Annotated in this window: 18 protein-coding genes; 12 read left to right on the top strand and 6 right to left on the bottom strand. The window is 63.3% G+C overall.

Going from position 1 to position 19,059, the window contains the following annotated elements; translation table 11 throughout:
• Positions 1 to 28: 28 nt before the first annotated feature.
• A complete protein-coding gene (locus tag K7431_RS09400; RefSeq protein ID WP_012724987.1) occupies positions 29 to 958 on the bottom strand; it encodes a DMT family transporter in 930 nt (309 codons plus the stop codon).
• 92 nt (positions 959 to 1,050) lie between these two features.
• On the opposite strand from K7431_RS09400, the gene K7431_RS09395 reads away from it, so the two are divergent.
• From K7431_RS09395 to K7431_RS09345, 11 genes are all read left to right on the top strand, one after another.
• Positions 1,051 to 1,614, top strand: a complete 564-nt coding sequence (locus K7431_RS09395; protein ID WP_043205553.1) for a helix-turn-helix domain-containing protein — start codon at positions 1,051 to 1,053, stop codon at positions 1,612 to 1,614.
• Positions 1,615 to 1,769: 155 nt separating this feature from the next.
• On the top strand, positions 1,770 to 2,966 hold the full coding sequence (locus tag K7431_RS09390; RefSeq protein WP_043205552.1) for an SfnB family sulfur acquisition oxidoreductase: 1,197 nt from the start codon (positions 1,770 to 1,772) through the stop codon (positions 2,964 to 2,966).
• Between the two features lie 13 nt (positions 2,967 to 2,979).
• Complete coding sequence (locus K7431_RS09385) at positions 2,980 to 3,306, top strand: acyl-CoA dehydrogenase (protein WP_012724984.1); 327 nt, start codon at positions 2,980 to 2,982, stop codon at positions 3,304 to 3,306.
• Positions 3,306 to 4,739: an LLM class flavin-dependent oxidoreductase gene (locus K7431_RS09380; RefSeq protein ID WP_043205551.1), complete on the top strand. Its 1,434-nt coding sequence runs from the start codon at positions 3,306 to 3,308 to the stop codon at positions 4,737 to 4,739. Before K7431_RS09385 ends, K7431_RS09380 begins: the two co-directional genes overlap by 1 nt.
• Positions 4,740 to 4,851: 112 nt before the next feature.
• Positions 4,852 to 5,754 carry an AMP-binding protein gene (locus tag K7431_RS09375; protein WP_012724982.1) on the top strand — a complete coding sequence of 301 codons (903 nt, stop codon included), beginning with the start codon at positions 4,852 to 4,854 and terminating at the stop codon, positions 5,752 to 5,754.
• A complete protein-coding gene (locus tag K7431_RS09370) occupies positions 5,751 to 6,524 on the top strand; it encodes an ABC transporter ATP-binding protein (protein WP_012724981.1) in 774 nt (257 codons plus the stop codon). Before K7431_RS09375 ends, K7431_RS09370 begins: the two co-directional genes overlap by 4 nt.
• Positions 6,521 to 7,402: a branched-chain amino acid ABC transporter permease gene (locus tag K7431_RS09365; RefSeq protein ID WP_012724980.1), complete on the top strand. Its 882-nt coding sequence runs from the start codon at positions 6,521 to 6,523 to the stop codon at positions 7,400 to 7,402. The genes K7431_RS09370 and K7431_RS09365 overlap by 4 nt, the downstream gene beginning before the upstream one ends.
• Positions 7,403 to 7,406: 4 nt before the next feature.
• On the top strand, positions 7,407 to 8,456 hold the full coding sequence (locus K7431_RS09360) for a branched-chain amino acid ABC transporter permease (RefSeq protein WP_012724979.1): 1,050 nt from the start codon (positions 7,407 to 7,409) through the stop codon (positions 8,454 to 8,456).
• A gap of 18 nt (positions 8,457 to 8,474) precedes the next feature.
• Positions 8,475 to 9,815 carry an ABC transporter substrate-binding protein gene (locus K7431_RS09355; protein ID WP_012724978.1) on the top strand — a complete coding sequence of 447 codons (1,341 nt, stop codon included), beginning with the start codon at positions 8,475 to 8,477 and terminating at the stop codon, positions 9,813 to 9,815.
• A 3-nt stretch (positions 9,816 to 9,818) separates the two neighbouring features.
• A complete protein-coding gene (locus tag K7431_RS09350; protein ID WP_012724977.1) occupies positions 9,819 to 10,586 on the top strand; it encodes an ABC transporter ATP-binding protein in 768 nt (255 codons plus the stop codon).
• A 12-nt stretch (positions 10,587 to 10,598) separates the two neighbouring features.
• Positions 10,599 to 11,993 (top strand): FAD/NAD(P)-binding protein, encoded by a 1,395-nt coding sequence (locus tag K7431_RS09345; protein WP_012724976.1) that lies wholly within the window; start codon positions 10,599 to 10,601, stop codon positions 11,991 to 11,993.
• Positions 11,994 to 12,035: 42 nt separating this feature from the next.
• Here K7431_RS09345 and K7431_RS09340 read toward each other — a convergent pair whose 3' ends face one another.
• The 4 genes from K7431_RS09340 to K7431_RS09325 are packed head-to-tail and all read right to left on the bottom strand — an operon-like array spanning position 12,036 to position 16,659.
• Positions 12,036 to 13,280, bottom strand: a complete 1,245-nt coding sequence (locus K7431_RS09340) for an efflux RND transporter periplasmic adaptor subunit (RefSeq protein ID WP_012724975.1) — start codon at positions 13,278 to 13,280, stop codon at positions 12,036 to 12,038.
• Positions 13,270 to 14,748: a TolC family protein gene (locus K7431_RS09335; RefSeq protein WP_012724974.1), complete on the bottom strand. Its 1,479-nt coding sequence runs from the start codon at positions 14,746 to 14,748 to the stop codon at positions 13,270 to 13,272. The genes K7431_RS09340 and K7431_RS09335 overlap by 11 nt, the downstream gene beginning before the upstream one ends.
• On the bottom strand, positions 14,741 to 15,958 hold the full coding sequence (locus K7431_RS09330) for an ABC transporter permease (protein ID WP_012724973.1): 1,218 nt from the start codon (positions 15,956 to 15,958) through the stop codon (positions 14,741 to 14,743). The genes K7431_RS09335 and K7431_RS09330 overlap by 8 nt, the downstream gene beginning before the upstream one ends.
• Positions 15,955 to 16,659: an ABC transporter ATP-binding protein gene (locus K7431_RS09325; RefSeq protein ID WP_043205548.1), complete on the bottom strand. Its 705-nt coding sequence runs from the start codon at positions 16,657 to 16,659 to the stop codon at positions 15,955 to 15,957. Before K7431_RS09325 ends, K7431_RS09330 begins: the two co-directional genes overlap by 4 nt.
• A 361-nt stretch (positions 16,660 to 17,020) precedes the next feature.
• Between K7431_RS09325 and K7431_RS09320 the strand changes: the two genes are divergently transcribed.
• A complete protein-coding gene (locus tag K7431_RS09320; RefSeq protein WP_012724971.1) occupies positions 17,021 to 17,779 on the top strand; it encodes a TetR/AcrR family transcriptional regulator in 759 nt (252 codons plus the stop codon).
• A gap of 181 nt (positions 17,780 to 17,960) precedes the next feature.
• Here the strand turns inward: K7431_RS09320 and K7431_RS09315 are convergent, their stop codons facing one another.
• On the bottom strand, positions 17,961 to 19,022 hold the full coding sequence (locus K7431_RS09315; protein ID WP_012724970.1) for an FUSC family protein: 1,062 nt from the start codon (positions 19,020 to 19,022) through the stop codon (positions 17,961 to 17,963).
• Positions 19,023 to 19,059: the final 37 nt, after the last annotated feature.

The following is a 19,059-nucleotide window of genomic DNA, read 5'->3' as shown; positions in this document are numbered from 1 at the left end:
GCTGCGCAGCCGCCCCACAACCGGCACCTCAGTTCTGACGCTCTTGCTCCAGCTCTTCTTCCAACGCCAGCGCCTTCTGCCCCTTAGTCTTCATTTCACTGACAATCACCGCCACCACAATCAACGCCGCCCCCACCATCGCAATCGGCGGGAAGCGCTCCCCGGCAATCCGCCCCACCACGCCTGCCCATACCGGCTCACCGGCATAGATCAACGTGGCCCGGGTCGGCGAAACACTTTGCTGCGCCCAGTTCATCGCCACCTGGATCACCGCACTGGTCAAGCCCAGGCCCACCGCACTGAACAGCAGCAGCCACGAAAACCCCGGCAACGCCTCGCCCATCGGCACCACCATCAGGAACGACAACAGCGACGCCGTGGCCAGTTGCACCACGGTCACCCGGCGCACATCCACCTGCCCGGCAAACGCGCTGATCAGGATGATCTCCGCCGCAATCGCCACCGCGCCAATCAACGTGGCGATTTCGCCGGCGCTGAAGTTCAGCGAAGCGCCCGCCGGCCCGGTCAGCAGCATCAACCCGGCAAACGCCAGCATGATGCCGATGCTCGGCATCAAGCCCGGACGACGCCCAAGTACCAGCCATTGCAGTAGCGGCACGAACGGCACATATAAAGCCGTGATAAACGCCGACTGGCTGCTCAAGATCGTCTGCAGGCCAATGGTCTGCAAACCGTATCCAAACATGATTGCCACACCGATAAACACCCCGGCCTTCAACTCGAACAGGGTCAGGTCGCGCAGGGTGCGCAGGGAAAAGAACCCCACCACGATCGCCGCCGCCGCAAAGCGCAGGCCGACGAAAAACATCGGCCCACTGACGGTCATCGCGTGCTGCACCAGCAGAAACGTGCCGCCCCAGATCATGGTGATCACCACCAGGATGCATTCGGCTTTGCTGAAACGGCTGAAACGAGGGGAGGCGTTTGGGGTGGTCATGGCGGCTCGGTCTTGCAAGGGAAAGGCACGGACCGCACAATGCGCCGCACGCTGGGCAGTATACTGCGCACACCCACCCATTGAGCAATATAGTGCACAAAGAAAATCCACATCGGGCTTCGGTCCTGCAGCACGTCAGCCAGAACGTCCGTCGCCTGCGCCACGCCGCCGACCTGAGCCAGACCGCGCTCTCGGAAAAGTCCGGGGTCAGCCGGCGCATGCTGGTGGCCATCGAAGCGGGCGAAAAGAACGTCAGCCTGTCCACCCTCGACCGGGTGGCCGAAGCGTTAAACGTGGCCTTCAGCGACCTCATCCAGGCGCCGGACGCCCCCGACCACAGCCGCATCAATGAGCTGGCGTGGGCCGGTGAGATTCCGGGCAGCAAGGCGGTGCTACTGGCCAAAGCCAATGCCCGGCGCGAAGTGGAATTGTGGGAGATGCGCCTGGAACCTGGTGATCGCTACAGCCCCGAGCCCGATCCGGATGGCTGGAGCGTGCAGCTGTTCGTGTATGAGGGCGCACTGACCCTGATCCTCGACGACGAAGAAAAACACGTCGTGGCGGGTGAGTTCTATATGTTCGCCAGCCGCCAATCCCACGGCTATCGCAATGAGGGTGACGTGGCGGTGTGCTTCGTACGGACCGTGGTGATCTAACTGTTCACCCGGCAACAGTGGATGGACACTTTGCTGGTTTGAAACGCGCTCTATTGCGCTGATTTGACAGCAACTCGCTGATTTTATTGGCAATTACTTTCAGGCACGACTCCTGCAATCACCCAGGTCATCCCCTCGGAGCCTGGAGTCGGCCCATGTCAGCCCACCCTCAACACCCTGCCCATATCATCCGCTCGGACGCGGAAGCCATCGAGGTGGCCACGCGCCTGGCCGCACGTTTTGCCGTCGACGCCAGCGCGCGCGACCGTGATCGGATCCTGCCTTTCGCCGAACTCGAAGCGTTCTCTGCCAGCGGCCTGTGGGGCATCACCATTCCCAAAGAGTACGGCGGCGCTGGAGTGTCCTATGTGACGGTCGCTGAGGTGATCAAGCTGATCTCCGCCGCCGACCCGTCCCTGGGGCAGATCCCGCAGAACCACCTGGGCGTGGTGGACATCCTGCTGCAAACCGCGACCGAGGCACAAAAACGTCATTACTTCGGCAAGGTGCTGGCCGGCTACCGTTTCGGCAATGCCTTCTCCGAAGCCAAGAGCAAGAATGCCGGCACCTTCGATACCCAGATTCGCGTCCACGGCGACACCGCGTACATCAACGGCGAGAAGTTCTACTGCACCGGCGCGCTGTTCGCCCACATCGTGCCTACGGTCGGCAACAACGAACACGGCCAGGCGTTTATCGCCTTTGTCGAACGCGATGCGCCGGGCCTTAGCGTGATCGACAGCTGGGACGGCTTCGGCCAGCGCACCACCGCCAGCGGCGGCGTGACCCTCGACGGGGTAACGGTGCCCCTGACAGCGGTGATCCCCGCCCATCAAGCCTTCGACCAACCCACCGCCAACGGCCCGATCTCGCAGATCATCCAGGCCGCCGTCGACACCGGTATCGCCCTTGGTGCCCTCGAACAGGCGAAGATCTACGCCCGCCAGGCGCGACCGTGGATCGACAGCCAGCAGGAGCACGGCTGGCAAGACCCCTTCACCATCGCCGCCATCGGCGACTTGGAATGGCGCGTCCACGGCACCGAAGCCATCCTCGCCAAAGCAGGTTTGGCGGTTGACCGCGCCCTAGCCGAGCCCAGCGAAGACACCGTCGCCCACGCCTCGCTGGTGGTTGCCCAGGCCAAAGTCCTCTCGGCTGAAACCGCCTTGCTCGCCAGCAGCAAACTCTTCGAACTGGCCGGCACGCGCTCGGTCACCGGCAAACATAACCTTGATCGCTTCTGGCGCAACGCGCGTACCCACACCCTGCACGACCCGGCCCGCTGGAAATACCACCTGATCGGCAACTTCGTGCTTAACGGCGTGAAGCCCGCGCGCCACGCCTGGAACTGAGGAGCCGTATTCCATGACCACACTGAAGCTTGCGCGCCAACTGTTGGACAGCACCCGCCGCCATGTCGAGAAAAGCGATGACCCCTATGTGATCAGCCGCTTCGGCGATCTGCAGATCCGCGTCGACGTGGCCGCCGCCTTGCTTGAGCGCGCCGAAACCCATCCCAGCCCGGTTGCTGCGACCGAAGCGCAGATCGCGGCCGCCGAAGCCTTGATCGCTGCCAGCAACGCCGAATTCGAACTCACCGGCCAACGCACCGCACTGCCGCCGACCCTCGATGACCCCCTGCGCTGGAAATACCAGGTTGTCGGTAACTACCACCTCAACGGAGTGCTTTGATGTCCCGTGAAATCCGCTTGAACGCCTTCGACATGAACTGTGTCGGCCACCAATCCCCGGGCCTGTGGGCGCACCCGCGTGACCGTTCGTGGCAGTACAAGGACCTGGAATACTGGACCGACCTCGCCAGGATCCTTGAGCGCGGCAAGTTCGATGGCCTGTTTATCGCCGATGTGCTGGGCATCTATGACGTCTACAACGGCAATGGCGAGGCGGCGATTCGCCAGGCGACCCAAGTGCCGGTCAATGACCCGCTGTCGTTGATCGCGCCGATGGCCTTGGTTACCGAACACTTGGGCTTCGGTCTGACCGCTTCGTTGTCCTTCGAACATCCGTACCCGTTCGCCCGCCGACTCTCCACCCTCGACCACCTGACCAAGGGCCGCATCGGCTGGAACATCGTCACCTCCTACCTGGAAAGCGGCGCCAAGAACCTTGGCCAGAAAGCCCAGACCGAACACGACGCGCGCTACGACTACGCCGAGGAATACCTGGAGGTCTGCTACAAACTCTGGGAGGGCAGTTGGGAGGAGGGTGCGGTGTTGCGCGACCGCGAGCGCCGGATTTTCAGCGACCCGAGCAAGATCCACGAGATCCGCCATGTCGGCAAACACTTCCAGGTGCCTGGCATTCATTTGTGCGAGCCGTCGCCGCAGCGCACGCCGGTGCTCTACCAGGCCGGTGCGTCCAGCCGTGGCAAGCAGTTTGCGGCGGAGCAGGCCGAGTGCGTATTCGTTGCAGCGCCGTCCAAGGTGCTGCTGAAAAAGATCGTCGCCGACATCCGCCGCCGTGCCGCCGAAGCCGGGCGCGATCCGAAGAAAATCCTGATCTTCAACTTGCAGACGGTGATCGTCGGCGAGACCGATGCCAAGGCCAAAGCCAAGTTTGATGAATACAAATCCTACGTCAGCTACGAAGGTGCAATGGCGCTGATCTCCGGCTGGACCGGCATCGATTTCAGCCAGTTCAAACCGGATGAACCGCTCAAGCACGTGCACACCAACGCCATCCAGTCGGCGGTGGAAGCCTTCTCCACGGCGGACCCGAACAAGGTCTGGACCCCAAACGAACTGGCCGATTGGGTCGGCATCGGCGGCTTTGGCCCGCTGTTTGTCGGCGGCCCGGAAACCGTGGCGGACCTGTTGCAGGAATGGGTCGAAGAGACCGATGTCGACGGCTTCAACCTGGCCTACGCGCTGACCCATGAAACTTTCATCGACGCCGTGGACCTGCTGGTGCCGGAGTTGCAGAAGCGCGGCGTGTACAAGACCGAATACGCCCAGGGTACGTTGCGCGAGAAGTTGTTTGGCGACGGCGCAAGGTTGGCCTCCAACCACCCTGGTGCCGGTTACCGCAATTTATCTGACGCGCACATAACCAATGTGGGAGGGGGCTTGCCCCCGATAGCGGCAGTCCAGTCAAGGCACTTGTGACTGACACACCGCCATCGGGGGCAAGCCCCCTCCCACAGTAGATCGGTGTTGATCCAAATAATCCCGCCAGCGGACCACCGCACGCACACCACCCAATAGGAGCACTACCCCTATGAGCGTGCACGCACTCAAACGCCCACTGGCCCTGGAATGGCCCGCCGAACAGCTCGGCAACCTGCCCAAGGCGCTGGAACAGTTGCGCCACTGGGCGCAGATCACGCCGCTGCACACCGCCCTGCGCCACAAGCGCCAGGGGCAGTGGTATGCGTGGCGCTGGATCGACGCCTTGCGTGACGTGGAACGCCTGGCCGACGGGTTACGCCATCAGGGTTTCAGCGAGCAGTCGCGGCTGGCCCTCAGCGGTGCGTTTGAACCGAACCTGTTGCTGCTGGCGCTGGCGGCGCACGCCATCGGTGGACAGGTCTTGACCCTGGCCGATGGCCTGGATCCCGAGGCGCTCCAGCACCACCTGTGGCGCATTCGCCCCACTCACTCTTATGTGCAAGGCCGCAAGCACGTACGGGATTGGCAGTCGGCGAATCTACTGGATTTCGCTCAATTGCTCGGCCCGCTGGACCCCGCGCAACACCTCGCACGCTGGTGGCAGCCCACGGGCGAAACCGCGTTGTGGAGCGAAGAGGGCACCCACTGGCAGGGCGGTCTCGCGGTGGTGCTGGAGCAATGGCTGAACAGCGGTCACGGCCTGGCCTTCCCGGAAAGCCTGGCCTCGGCGCGGCGCGATCGCAGCGAAGTCGCCCCCACCGGCCTGCTGTTGTCGCCCGTGCGTTTGCAGCATCTGGCCGATGAGATCGAAAGTCGCCTGGCGCCTCACGGCACCTGGCGCCGACGTTTGTGCGACTGGGCCATCGCCCACCCGCAGAGCGGCGTGCGTCGCCTGCTGAAAAACCGCGTGCGCAAGCTGCTGGGTTTCCAACGCCTGGCCTACATCTGGCAACCGCTTAAACCGACGGCCGAACCGACCTGGCTGGCTGAGTTCACACGGGACATCGCATGAGCCAGGCCATTTTGCAGGTGCGGGATATCTCGCTGTCGTTCAAGGGCGTCAAAGCGATCAATGCCTTGTCCTTCGAGGTGGCGCGCGGCGAAATCTGCGCGCTGATCGGGCCGAATGGCGCAGGTAAAAGTTCGCTGCTCAACGTGCTCAATGGTGTGTATCGCTTCGATGCCGGCGAGATTGTCTTCGAAGACCAACATTTCCACCGCATCGACCCCTTGGGGGCTGCGCGTCGCGGCATTGGTCGCACCTTCCAGAACAACGCGCTGTTCAAAAAGATGAGCGTGCTCGACAACATTCTCACCGGCCTGTCACGGCACATGCGCAGCAATTTTATCGAACAGGCCCTCGGCTTACCCCGCGCACGCCGCGAAGCCGAAGCGTTCCGGCTGCGGGCCCAGGGCATTCTCGAATTCCTTGAACTGCAAGCTCACCGGGAGGTGTTGGTGGGCAACCTTTCCTACGGCCTGCAAAAACGCGTGGAACTCGGCCGGGCGTTGATCGCAGGGCCGAGCTTGTTGTTGCTGGATGAGCCCATGGCCGGCATGAACGCCGAAGAAAAGCAGGAAATGGCGCGCTTCGTCGCCGACGTAAACCGCGACCTCGGCACCACCGTGGTGTTGATCGAACACGACATGGGCGTGGTGATGGGCCTGTCCGACCACGTGGTGGTGCTTGATTACGGGCGCAAGGTCGGTGACGGCACGCCTGCCGATGTGCAGGCCAATCCCGAGGTGATCGCGGCCTACCTGGGAGTGGTAAACGGATGACGTTCTTCTTTGAAACCCTGCTCGGCGGCCTGCTCGCCGGCACCATGTACTCGCTGGTCGCCATCGGTTTCGTGCTGATCTACAAGGCCAGTGGCGTGTTCAATTTCGCCCAGGGCTCGATGCTGCTGTTTGCCGCGCTGACCTTTGTCAGCCTGCATGATCAGGGCGTGCCGTTTGCCCTGGCACTGCTGCTGACGGTGATCGTAATGATCGTCGGCGCCTTGTTCATCGAGCGTCTGGTCTTGAGGCCGTTGGTGAACCGTTCGCAGATCACCTTGTTCATGGCGACGCTGGGCCTGTCGTTCATGATCGAAGGCCTGGCCCAGGGACTGATGGGCGCTCAGGTGCGCGCCCTCGACTTGGGCATCGACGACGTACCGCTGTTCGTCGGCCCGCTGATGCTCAGCCAGTTCGACCTGATCGCTGCCGCCGCCGCCGTGGTGCTGGTGACAGTGCTGGCGTTGCTGTTCAACAAGACCCGCATCGGCGTGTCGCTGCGCGCGGTGGCGGATGACACCACGGCGGCGCTGTCCATCGGCATCAACCTCAACCGCATCTGGCAGATTGTCTGGGCGGTGGCCGGGATCGTCGGGCTGGTGGCCGGGCTGCTGTGGGGCGCGCGTCAAGGCGTGCAATTCTCGTTGTCGCTGGTGGTGCTCAAGGCCTTGCCGGTGTTGATTATCGGCGGCTTTACCTCGATTGGCGGGGCGATTGTCGGCGGGCTGATTGTCGGCGCGGCGGAGAACCTCGCCGAGGTGTACATCGGCCCGTTGATCGGCGGCGGTATCACGCCGTGGTTCGCCTACGTATTGGCCCTGGCCTTCCTGTATATCCGTCCCGCCGGCCTGTTCGGCGAGCGCGCCATCGAGCGAGTCTGAAACCATGTCGATCCCCCTTGCGCAAGAAACCGCGCCGTTGCTGCTGATTCAGCGGCGCATCCCCTGGGCCCTGATCGGCCTGTTGGCGCTGGCCTTTATCGCGGTGCCGCTGTGGGGCAATGACTATTGGCTGAATGCGATCCTGATCCCGTTCCTGGTGCTGTCGCTGGCCGGGCTGGGCCTTAACCTGCTCACCGGCTACACCGGACAGACATCGGTGGGGGCGGCCGGCTTCATGGCCGTCGGCGCGTTTGCCACCTATGGATTTCTGTTGCGCCTGCCTGAGTTGGGTTTGCCGGTGGCGCTGCTCGGCGGTGGGGTCATCAGCGCCTTGGTCGGCCTGTTGTTCGGCCTGCCCAGTTCGCGGATCAAGGGCTTCTACCTGATGGTCACCACCCTGGCCGCACAGTTTTTCCTGGAGTGGCTGTTCGTCAAATTTCCGTGGTTCTACAACTACGGTTCGTCCGGGACTATCTCCGCGCCGAAGCTGGCGCTGTTCGGTCACGACCTCAACACGCCGTTGGGCCGCTACCTGCTGACCCTGGTCACCGTGCTGCTGCTGACCTGGACCGCGATCAACCTGGTGCGCAGCCAGGTCGGGCGCAACTGGATGGCGATCCGCGACATGGACACCGCCGCCGCCGTGGTCGGCATTCCGGTGGTGCGCTACAAACGCCTGGCGTTCGCGGTCAGCTCGTTCTACCTGGGCATCGCCGGCGCGCTGTGGGCCTTTGCCTACCTGGGAACGGCCAGCGCCAGCAGCTTCGATATCAATCGTTCGTTCCAGATCCTGTTCATCATCATTATCGGCGGCATGGGCAGTATCGCCGGCAACTTTGTCGGCGCGGCCTTTATCAGCCTGCTGCCGATCTTTCTCAGCCACGCCGGGCAGGCGCTGTTTGGTGGCGCGGTGGATGCGGGGCAGTTGCAGAACCTGCAGAAAATCATCTTTGGCGTGTTGATCATCGTGTTCCTGATCAAGGAACCCGAGGGCTTGATTCGCCTGTTGCACAACCTTCGCGATCGGCTGCGTCAATGGCCCCTACGTTTCTGACTGACTAAGAGAACCCAAATGCGTGCATCCTTGAAACGTTCCCTGGCCGGCGCCGCCTTCGCGCTGGCTGCCCTGGCCGGTGCTGTGCCTCAGGCGGTGGCCTCGCCCGACCAGCAATTCTTTCCCCTCGCGACTTACCGTGTCGGTGCCTATGCGTCCAGTGGCGTGCAGGTGTGGGCGGGGATGATCGATTACCTGCGTTACATCAACGAGGTCGAAGGCGGTATCAACGGCGTCAAACTGGTGTGGCAGGAATGCGAGACCGAATGGACGGCGGAGAAGGGCATCGAGTGCTACGAGCGCTTCAAGAATGGCCTGGATGGCGCCCCGGTCGCGGTGTACCAGCCCAACGGCGCCCCGGCGGCGTACGCGCTGAGCGAGCGGGCGGAAGTCGACAAGATCCCGCTGATCACCCTCGGCTACGGCCGCACCGAAGCCACCGACGGCACGGTGTTCCCCTACAATTTCCCAGTGATGCTGACCTTCTACAGCGAGGCGTCGACGCTGGTGAACTACATCGCGCAGCGCGAAGGCGGTTTCGACAAACTCAAGGGCAAGAAGATCGCCACGGTCTACCACGACTCGGCCTACGGTCGTGAAACCCTGGGCCCGCTGAAACTGCTCGCCGAAAAATACGGCTTCGAAAACATCCAGATTCCGGTCGCCGACCCTGGCAACGAACAATCTGCGCAATGGCGCCAGGTGCGCCAGGCCAACCCGGACTGGGTGTTCCTGCGCACCTGGGGCGTGTCCACGCCGGTCGCGGTGAAGACCGCCGCGCGCTTCGGCTTCCCGGTGGACCACATCATCGGCGATATCTGGGCCAGCTCCAGCGAAGACGTATTGCCCGCCGGTGCCGCCGCCAAAGGCTACCTGGCGCTCACGCCGTACCCAGCCGGTGCCGACTTTGAGATCCACAAGCGCCTCAAGCGCTACATCCTCGACAAAGGCCACAGTGACCTGAAGGACCTGAAGAACTTCGGCAGCGTCTACTACAACTCCGGCCTGGTGAACGCCGCCGTGGCGGTTGAAGCGATCCGCACCGGCCAGGCCAAGTTCGGCAAGCGCCCGCTTAATGGCGAAGAAGGCCGCTGGGGCCTGGAGCACTTGAACATCGACGATGCGCGCTTGCAGGACATGGGTTACCTGGGCCTGATGCAGAACCTCAAGCTGTCGTGCCGCGACCACGAAGGCGGCGGCTCGGCGCGCGTGCAGCAGTGGGATGGCGCTCACTGGACGCTGATCAGCGACTGGATCGCCGCCGACCGCGCCCTGTTGCGCCCGCTGATCGATGAAAAGTCGGCAGCGTTCGCCAAGGAAAAAGGCCTGACGCCACGTACCTGCACCGGGGATGAATAAACCATGAGCCAGCCCGCCACCGACACCACACGCCCGTTGCTGCTGACGGTCAACGATATTGAAGTGATCTACGACGGCGCCATCCTTGCGGTCGCCGGGGTGTCGCTGAGCGTGCCCAAGGGCGCCATCGTCGCCTTGCTCGGTGCCAATGGCGCCGGCAAGAGCACCACGCTCAAGGCCATCTCCGGGTTGGTGCGTGCCGAGCGGGCCGAGGTCAGCCGGGGCACGATCGAATACGCCGGCGCCGACCTGGCCGGCATCGACCCCAGCCAGCGCGTGCGCCAGGGCATGGTCCACGTGCTGGAAGGCCGCCATGTGTTCGGCCAGTTGAGCGTGGAAGACAACCTGCGCAGCGGCGGCTTCGTGCGGCGCCTGAGCCGCAAGGACATGGCGCAGGACCTGGAGCGCATCTACGCCTGGTTCCCACGGCTCAAGACCAAGCGCCACACCCGCGCCGGCCTCACCTCCGGCGGCGAGCAGCAGATGGTCGCCATCGGCCGGGCGTTGATGACCCGTCCTACGCTGGTACTGCTCGACGAGCCGTCCATGGGATTGGCGCCTATGATCGTGCAGGAGATCTTCGCGATCATCGCGCAGCTCAACCGTGAGCAGCAGGTGAGCTTCCTGATCGCCGAGCAGAACATCAACGTCGCGCTGAACTATGCGTCCCACGGCTACGTATTGGATACTGGCCGCGTGGCCTTGAGTGGCAGCGCCGCTGAACTGCTGGCGCGGGGCGACTTGCATGACATTTATCTGGGCAAACAGTAAGGGCGACTCCGCATGACTGAATCCATCCGCAACGCTGATGTACTGATCATCGGCGGCGGCCTGAGCGGCACGATGCTGGCCGTGCAACTGTTGCGCCTGCCTGGCCAGCGCCAGATCCTGGTGATCGAGCCGCGCGCGGAACTCGGCCGGGGCGAGGCCTACAGCGCCGTCGAACTGGGCCACACCCTGAACGGCAATGCGGCGCGCATGAGTGTCGACCCGGACAATGCCGACGACCTGACCGAATGGCTGACCGATTTTATCGGCGCTGGCGGCTGGCCTGAGTCGGATCAGCAGCACGTACCGATCAGCGAACTGTTCCCCCCGCGCGGGATTTTCGGCGTGTACGCCCAGCAACGCTTGGCCGAGGCGAAGGCGCAGTCAGCGTCCAGCGTCGAGCATGTGCGCGGTGAAGTGGTCGACCTGCGCGTGGAGGAAGCCGCAACGCTGCTGACCCTCGACAACGGCCAGCAACTGCGCGGCGCGTTCGCGGTACTGGCCACCGGCATGTTCCCGGCGGCGCGTACGCCACAGACCGAGTCCAGCGGGTTGAACGCGGCGGCGGTGGACCCCTGGGATGTGAGCGCGATGACCGAGATTGACCCGCAAGCGACGGTGCTGATCATCGGTTCCGGGCTGACCATGGTAGACGCCGTGGTTTCCCTCGAGCAGGCCGGGCATCGCGGGCCAATCGAAATTTTCTCGCGCCACGGCCTGCTGCCCCATGTGCGCCGGCAACCGCCGAGTTGGGTGGATTTCCTCGGCGAGGATCACCGCCTGCGCAGCCCCCGGCAATTGCTGCGTGAGGTGCGTCGGCAATGCGCTATTGCGCACGCGCAGGGCATCGATTGGCAAGCACCGCTGGACACCGTGCGTGCGCACATCGGCCGTCTATGGAGCCAGGCCAGCGAGGGCGAGAAACGCCAGTTCGTGAGGCATGTGCGGCCGTGGTGGGAGAGCCATCACCACCGCTCGCCGCCGTTGAGCGCGCAGTTGGTGGCGCGCTTGCAAGAGGAAGGGCGGTTGCGGATCCGGGCGGCGTCGTTCAAAGGCCTGGAGCCTTCGGCGCAAGGGGTGACCATTCGCTTGCGTTATCGCGGCGAGCACGCGGTGACCCAGGTGTCGGGCGCAGCGCTGATCAACTCCAGCGGCATCGAATACGATTGGCGCCGCGTGGCCCGGCCGCTCCCGCAGCAGTTGCTCAAGCGTGGGCTGATCCAGCCTGGGCCGCTGGCGTTGGGGATTGCGGCTGATGCGTCGGGGGCGGTGGTGGATGCGCAGGGGCAGGTCAGCCAGCGGTTGTTCGCCATGGGGCCGCCGTTGCGGGGGATGTGGTGGGAGAGTACGGCGGTAACGGATGTAGCGCTGCAAGCCAAGGCGCTGGCCTCAAAGCTCACACAAATCTGAAGGTGGGAGCTGGCTTGCCAGCTCCCACAGTTTGAACCGTGTTCAGCTTCCGACTTTTACGAAACCCGGCCTAAGCCCAAACACCTCAACCCCCTGCGCCGTCGACTGCCCGGTCGTCACCTTCACCCGCTCCACCGGCTTATCCATCGCCTCGCGGTACTCAACGGTTTTGTCCGCCTGGATCGCCTGGCTCGGAACCACAATCGCCTGCGCATTGTTGTAGGTCACGATGGTCAATCGCGCACTCATCCCCAGCCGCACCCGCTGCAACTGCTGCGGCGTGAGCTTGGGAATCGATAACGTCACCGGAAACTGCGCGCTGCCCTGACTGTCACTGGTAATCGCCAAGCCACTGACCACGCTCACCGAACCGGTCAGCCGCTCGCCATCAAACCCATCCCCCAGTACTTCAACCGCCTGGCCCTGGTGCAGTTGGTTGATATCCAGCTCCGACACCTTGGCGACGATTTTCAGCCGTTCGATATTCGCCAGTCCAAACAGCACCTGGCCCTGGCTGACCTTGCTGCCGGCCTGCACCGGGGCCGTGTTGTTGCCACCGCCTTGGGGTGACGGATTGCCGGGCGGTGGCACCACGATGCCGGCGAACGGCGCCTTGATGTCCTTGCCTTCGAGCAACGTGTGCAGGGCCTCGTATTTCACCGTGGCATTGGTCAGTTCCATATCGGCGATCTGGCGGTATTCGCCTTTGCCCTGGTCGATGGCCTGTTGCAGTTCGCTGCGCGCGGAAGCGAGGTCCAGTTGTTGCTGCTGGGTCTGTTGCTTCAGGTCGTCCAGCTCATTGCGCGGGATGATGCCGCGCTTGAACAGGTTTTCGCTTTCAGTGAGTTTGCGCTGGGTGTTGCCGGCGATCATTTCGGCGGTGCGCAGGCTGCGGCGCGCGCGGCTGACGGTAGGGCCGTTGTTCCAGTCCTGCATCTCTTGCACGGTGCGCCGGGCCTTGAGCTGCGTGGAGAGGGCTTCACGCAGCTGCACTTCGAGGGTCGCCGGGTCCATGCGCAACAGCACTTGGCCGGCCTCGACCCGCTGGCCTTGTTCCACCAGGTTGGCCTGTACGTTGCCGTCGAAGGGCGCGGTGAGGGTGATGGTGGTGTCGGGTTCGATCCTGCCCACCAGGCCGATCTGGTGCACCAGCGCGTCGGCTTTCACCTCCTGCCAGTGCTCGGCGGTGGTCGCCGGATCGGACGCAGGGCTGCGCAGGGCCAGGCCTGCGCCCGCCAGCAGCACGATCAATACAGCGCCCAGCAGGCGTTTCTGATTAGTAGTCATTGAGGGCGATTTCCCAACTTTCCAGCGTCATGCCCAGGGTCAAGTCGAGCTGGGTCTGGGCGTTCAAATAAGCGATCAGCGCATTGAGGCGCGCATTTTCGGCGTTGCGCAGGTCGGTCTCGAAACTCAGCACCTGGAAGTTAGTGGAGCGCCCGGCGCTGAGTTTTTCCCGCTCGATCTCGATCTTGCGCCGCGACAACTCCACCGCGCGCTGGGAAATTTCATACTGGCGCCAGCGCGTGCCAAGGTCGCGCACCACATCGTTGACGCTGCGTTCCAGTTCCTGGCGTGCATCGGTGATGCGGATCTCCTGGTCCTCCACATTCACCCGCGCGCGCACTTCGGCCTGGCGCGTGCTGATATCGCCGATGGGGATTTGCACCTGCACCCCAGCGTAGCTGTCCCAGGTGCGGTTGTTAGAGCGGCCTGTGTCGTTGTCGTAGGCGTCGCGTACCTGGTTGGCGCCGGCCACCAGGTCCACCTGCCAACGCCCGGAGTCCTTGGCGATCACCAGGTTGAGGTCAGCCTGTTGGCTGCCAAGCAGGGCGGCGAGGTATTCCGGCTGCTGGGTCTGCGCCAGGTTGAACGCCTGGCGCTTGTCGATCTGCATGGGCCTGGCCTCGAGGGCTTCGGTGGCGCGAATCGGCGTGGACAGGTCGAGGGCCAGCAGGCGCAGCAGCGACAGGCGGTTGGTGTCCAGTTGGTTTTGCGCCTCTTCCACCCCCAGTTGCTGGGTGGCGATATCGGCTTCGGTCTGTACGATTTCGAACTCGGCCATGCGCCCGGCACTGATCAACGCCTTGTTCACTTCCAGCAAGGTACCGGAACGCTTGAGGGCGTCCTGGACGATACTCAGTTGTTCCTGGGCGCGCAGCAGTTCGCGGTAGGTGGCGATGATCTGGCTGATGGTCTGCGCCACCGTGGCCTTGAGGTTCAGGCGGTTGGCCTGCTCCGACAGGCGCGACAGGCGCAGCGGCGCGGTGGTGGCGTCCCAGCCGGCGCCACGCAGCAGCGGTTGGATGATCGCCAGGTCCAGGCCGTCGCTGCGGTAGCGGCCGGCGCGGTCGGCGGTGTTCAGCTGCTGGGTCCAGGCCATGCTCAAGCGCGTACCGTACTCGCCGAGCAGGCTGGTGGCCGGCGCCACGTTGGCATTGCGCGCATTGTCGGCGGAGCCGCGGGTGCTGCGGTACGCGCTGTTGAGCGTGAGTTTGGGGTTGAACACGTCTTCGGCCACGCGCAGGTCGAATTTCTGGGCCACCCGTTGCAGGTACGCGCTGCGGATCGCCGGGTTGTTGCGCAGGCCCAGGTACACCGCATCGCCCAGGGTCAGGGTGGTGAGCTGGGCATTCAGCGAGACGCTGCGCTCATAGCCGCTGCGCGTCGTGCTCGGTGCCGACGGCTTGATCACCACGTCGGCCGCCACGCCCGGCAGGCTGAACAGGGCAAGCCACAGCAGCCACTTATTCATCGCGCAGGGCCTCCACTGGCTGCAGCCGTGAGGCCGAGATCGCCGGGTAGAGGCCGAAGAACAACCCCACCAGTAGCGTACTGCCCACGCCCAGCGGGAGGGCGGCGACGGCCAGGGCAAACGCCCAGCCTGACAGCCAGGCATACAGCCAGGCAGCGGTCATGCCCAGCACCGCACCACACAGGGCGCCGACGGCGGTAAGGGTTACGGCTTCAAGCAGGAACAGGTTACGGATATCTCGCTGGCGCGCGCCGAGGGCCATGCGAATGCCGATCTCGCGACGGCGCTCCGAGACGTTCATCAACATCACGTTCATCACCCCCACGCCGCCGCCGACCAGGGAGATCGCGCCGAGGGCCAGCAGCAGGTAGGCAAAGGTGCGGCTTTGCCGGGTCATGCCGTCGATCATTTGCTGGGGCACCTGGATGTCCACATCGTGGTCGGGCAGTTGTGGTTTCAAGGCTGTGGCGGCCTCTTGGGCAAGGCGTTCCATGTCTTGGCCGGGCGCGGCGCGGATGATCACGTTGCCGATCTGCGGCATGGCGTAGATACGGCGCATGCCTTCGGCAGGAATGAACAGCGACTCATTGGCCTGCACCGGCATCAGCATCGCGCGTGGCTGGCTGCGCAGGATGCCCACGATCAGGAACAGGTAGTCGTTGATGCGCACGCGGTCGCCCAGTTGCAGGGGGTCGCCCGGCGAACCCAGGGCCTCGGCCAACGGGTCACCGATCACGGCGTAGGTTTCGTTGGCATCGAAGCTCGACAGAAAACGTCCCTGTTGCACCACCAGGCGCATCGCGTCCTTGATGTCCGGCGTGCTGCCGACGAAGTTGGCGTTGACGGTCCGGCCGTGGAACACGATGGGCCCGCTGAACAAGGTGAGGGCGCCGATGTGGGTAATGCCCGGTACCGCTTGGCGCACGGCGTCCAGGTCGAGGCGAGCGGGCGTGGCGATATTGCCGCCGTTCTTGGCCGGGAACTGGGCGACCAGGGTGTCGGTGCCCATGTCCTTGAAAATCATTGCGGCGTCCACCGCCGCGTTGTGCCCGATATTGATCAACGCCACCACCGATGAACTGCCGATGACGATACCCAGCAACGCCAGGATCGAGCGCTTGCCCAGGGTGCGCAGGCTGACGAACGCTTCATGCAGCAGTTGGCTGAGGCTCTGTTCGACCCGCAGGCTGCTCTCTACCTGCGGGGTCATAGGCGCCCAACCTCTTGCACCACGCCATTGCGTACCAGGATCTTACGTTCCAGGCGCTCGGCAATATGCGGGTCGTGGGTGACGATGATCAGGGTGACTTGTTGCTCGCGGTTCAGGGCCAGCAGCAGGTCCATGATGTCCTGGGCCGTGGTGCTGTCGAGGTTGCCGGTGGGTTCATCGGCCAATATGACCGAGGGCTTGCCCACCAGCGCGCGTGCAATGGCGACGCGTTGGCGTTGGCCGCCGGAGAGGTCGGCGGGGCGATGGTGGGCGCGGTCGGCCAGGCCGACCTGTTCGAGCATGCGCAGGGCCTGCTCCACCGATTCCTGGCGCGATACGCCGCGATAGCTCAAGGGCAGGGCGACGTTATCCAGGGCACTGAGGCGTGGCAGCAGGTTGAAGCTCTGGAACACGAAGCCGATCTGCTGGTTGCGGATGGCCGCCAACTGATCAGGGGTAGCGTTGAAAATGTCGTGGCCGGCAAAGTGGTACTGGCCGCCGTTGGGCAGGTCCAACAGGCCAAGGATATTGAGCAGGGTACTTTTGCCGGAACCCGAGGCGCCGAGGATGCCGCAGCTGTCGCCACGGGCGATGCAAAGGCATACATCATTGAGAATGGACAGGTGTTGCCCGGCCAGCTGATAGTGCTTGCCGATGCCTTGCAGGGAGATCAAGCCTGGGTGCGCGGGGGTGTCTGTCATGAATACGCCTTCAGTCTCGACGCTGCCGTCCTCTTCCCCTGGTAAAGCCTTGTAACAAGTTAGGGGGTCGCCTCGGCGCGCGCCATGGACCTGTTTTGTTTCTTGTTTTTAAAATATTGTTTGAATACTAACCGCGTTCCAGCCGCTTCGCCAGCCATCGATGTAGAGCCGTTTCAGCTTGGGAAAAGGCTTACTTCAGGGGGCCGGAAGGCGGATCAAAACACGCTTGCCTCGCTCCGGGGAACCCGTCGGCCAAGGCTTTCGATCATATGGCGCAGTGTCACTACTTGCTTTCGAGCGACGGCACCGGTATAAAAAATCAAATTATTTTTTAAAACAATATTTCCCACGTGGAACTTCTATGGTCGCGAAGAAAGTCAGCGCTCCAAACATCACCAAGACTCGACTGCTGGATGCGACAGAGGCTCTCTTCATCAAATACGGCTATGACGCGGTTTTGTTGCGGCAGATTACCGAGCGTGCCCAGGTCAACCTGGCGGCGGTGAACTACCACTTCGGGGACAAGGATTCCCTGATGCAAACCCTGCTGAAGCAGCGTCTGGAGCCGCTCAACGAGCAGCGCCTGGAACTGTTGGCCCGCTGTGAAGCCGAGTCCGACGGGCCGCTGGATTGCGACACGTTGCTCGGCGTGCTGTTCGCCCCGGCCATGGGCCTGGAGCGCAGCGACCCGGCCAGCGCCAGTGGGGAAGGGCGTTCGTTCATCCGTTTCCTGGGCCGGGTGTACAGCGATACGTCGCCGTTTATCCAGGAATACCTCAAGGTGCATTACCAGCCGGTGTTCCAGCGTTTCTTCGAAGCCTTCGCCCTGGCGTTGCCGGACCTGCCGCGCAATGAATTGGGGGTGCGTTTGCAGTTTGCCCTGAAGGCCATTTCCGGCGTGATGGCCGGCACCGAGCTGCGCTTGTTGATGAACTCCATGAGCCTGGGCCGTCCGGCGACGGATGCCGAGGTGATGGCCAAGTTGATCACCCTGGTGTCGGCGGCGATTCGCGTCCCGCAGCAGAGCCCGGAAGCGGAACATGCGTTGGCCAAGGTGCTGGACACTCAGCGCGCCATCCGTGAACACGCCGCAGCGCCTGTCGCCAAGGCTTCTCGCTGAGCGGTTTTTCAGGCAAAAAAAAGCCCGCTGGGGCGGCGGGCTTGATGTACAACGTTTGTAACGGATGAGGCTTCACCCTACGTTCCGCGATGTGAATAAAACGTGAAAACTTTGTAAGGCAAAGTGTGAAAACCTTGAAATCCGTAAATGTTTGGGAATTTTCCTATTTCGGCGAGCGGATTCAGATTTTCCAACGACCCGCACTTTTGGCCAGCCGCTGGCGCATCGCATCCACATTCTGCGCCAGCTGCAACGTCAGCAGCCGATAGCCATCCAACGCGCTATACACCGGCACGTCCAGCGCAGGCTCAGCACCGCTGGCGTGACTCGGCCGCTCCAATCGCTCCGTTACGCCAGACTTCAAGGCCCGCGCCATCCCCACCAATTGCACTCGAATCTGCCGGTGCTCGGCCTTCAACATCACCTGCATCCGTGCCGTCGCCTGTTCATCCCGCGGATCCGGGCGCGTATTGCCGAGAATCTCCAGGGTGCTGATGCACATGCGCAAATGCCGCTGGAGGGCGTCCAGTTCGGTCATCGATATCCGCACTTCCTTGGACACCGACGGCATCAACGAACGCAACTGCAACATCGCCGCATTCAGCCGGTTAAGCAGCTTCAGGTGTTGATCGTCGGTGACTGACTCGCCATTAATGATCCGGCTGTAAATCTCGGCGCAATCGCGCAGCGCGCTGGCCAGGTTGTAGCGCCAGGAGTACACGGCGTACAGCGGCAGGGCGAAGGAGAACGCCAGGGCCAGGACGATGCCGATCAGGATATCGACCGTGCGCCACAGGCCGTCCGAGATCGGGTTGTCTCCATGGCCCGCGACGATAAACACGGTGATTGCCGACAGCAGCGCTATATAGCCGCCCTTGCCAATGGCGTGATACGAAAAGAACCCGCACACCGCCGACATCAACAGGTAGGTCAAAAACGGCTGGCCGAAATAAGCCTGCTGCACCACCAGCACCAAACCGACGCTGGCGCCGATCAAGGTGCCGTAGGCGCGCTCCACGGCTTTCTTGCCGATATTGCCGTGGTGCTGCAAGCCGCCGATCACGATCAGCATGGTCACCGAGGCCCACTCACCGTGGGGCAGGTTGATGCCGGTGGTCAGCAGGATGGTGGCCAGCAAGCCGATTGACACGCGCACGGCGTGGATCAGCTTGGCATGGCGATAACGGCGGTACGGGTCGAGCAAGGGGCGCAGCAGGCGCCGGGCGAAGAAGGGCAGGTTCATCGGTCTTAAAGTGGCCTCAAAATTCAGGTGTGTGTTG

This window comes from Pseudomonas fluorescens group sp., assembly GCF_020093335.1.
Taxonomy (GTDB): domain Bacteria; phylum Pseudomonadota; class Gammaproteobacteria; order Pseudomonadales; family Pseudomonadaceae; genus Aquipseudomonas; species Aquipseudomonas petroselini.
This window is presented reverse-complemented; position numbering and strand designations above follow the sequence as displayed.

Bases quoted from the DNA above. Each gene is read 5' to 3' on its own strand.
- K7431_RS09400 (WP_012724987.1), bottom strand. From the start codon at position 958: ATGACCACCCCAAACGCCTCCCCTCGTTTCAGCCGTTTCAGCAAAGCC.
- K7431_RS09390 (WP_043205552.1), top strand. From the start codon at position 1,770: ATGTCAGCCCACCCTCAACACCCTGCCCATATCATCCGCTCGGACGCG.
- K7431_RS09385 (WP_012724984.1), top strand. From the start codon at position 2,980: ATGACCACACTGAAGCTTGCGCGCCAACTGTTGGACAGCACCCGCCGC.
- K7431_RS09380 (WP_043205551.1), top strand. From the start codon at position 3,306: ATGTCCCGTGAAATCCGCTTGAACGCCTTCGACATGAACTGTGTCGGC.
- K7431_RS09375 (WP_012724982.1), top strand. From the start codon at position 4,852: ATGAGCGTGCACGCACTCAAACGCCCACTGGCCCTGGAATGGCCCGCC.
- K7431_RS09370 (WP_012724981.1), top strand. From the start codon at position 5,751: ATGAGCCAGGCCATTTTGCAGGTGCGGGATATCTCGCTGTCGTTCAAG.
- K7431_RS09365 (WP_012724980.1), top strand. From the start codon at position 6,521: ATGACGTTCTTCTTTGAAACCCTGCTCGGCGGCCTGCTCGCCGGCACC.
- K7431_RS09360 (WP_012724979.1), top strand. From the start codon at position 7,407: ATGTCGATCCCCCTTGCGCAAGAAACCGCGCCGTTGCTGCTGATTCAG.
- K7431_RS09355 (WP_012724978.1), top strand. From the start codon at position 8,475: ATGCGTGCATCCTTGAAACGTTCCCTGGCCGGCGCCGCCTTCGCGCTG.
- K7431_RS09350 (WP_012724977.1), top strand. From the start codon at position 9,819: ATGAGCCAGCCCGCCACCGACACCACACGCCCGTTGCTGCTGACGGTC.
- K7431_RS09345 (WP_012724976.1), top strand. From the start codon at position 10,599: ATGACTGAATCCATCCGCAACGCTGATGTACTGATCATCGGCGGCGGC.
- K7431_RS09340 (WP_012724975.1), bottom strand. From the start codon at position 13,280: ATGACTACTAATCAGAAACGCCTGCTGGGCGCTGTATTGATCGTGCTG.
- K7431_RS09335 (WP_012724974.1), bottom strand. From the start codon at position 14,748: ATGAATAAGTGGCTGCTGTGGCTTGCCCTGTTCAGCCTGCCGGGCGTG.
- K7431_RS09330 (WP_012724973.1), bottom strand. From the start codon at position 15,958: ATGACCCCGCAGGTAGAGAGCAGCCTGCGGGTCGAACAGAGCCTCAGC.
- K7431_RS09325 (WP_043205548.1), bottom strand. From the start codon at position 16,659: ATGACAGACACCCCCGCGCACCCAGGCTTGATCTCCCTGCAAGGCATC.
- K7431_RS09320 (WP_012724971.1), top strand. From the start codon at position 17,021: ATGGTCGCGAAGAAAGTCAGCGCTCCAAACATCACCAAGACTCGACTG.
- K7431_RS09315 (WP_012724970.1), bottom strand. From the start codon at position 19,022: ATGAACCTGCCCTTCTTCGCCCGGCGCCTGCTGCGCCCCTTGCTCGAC.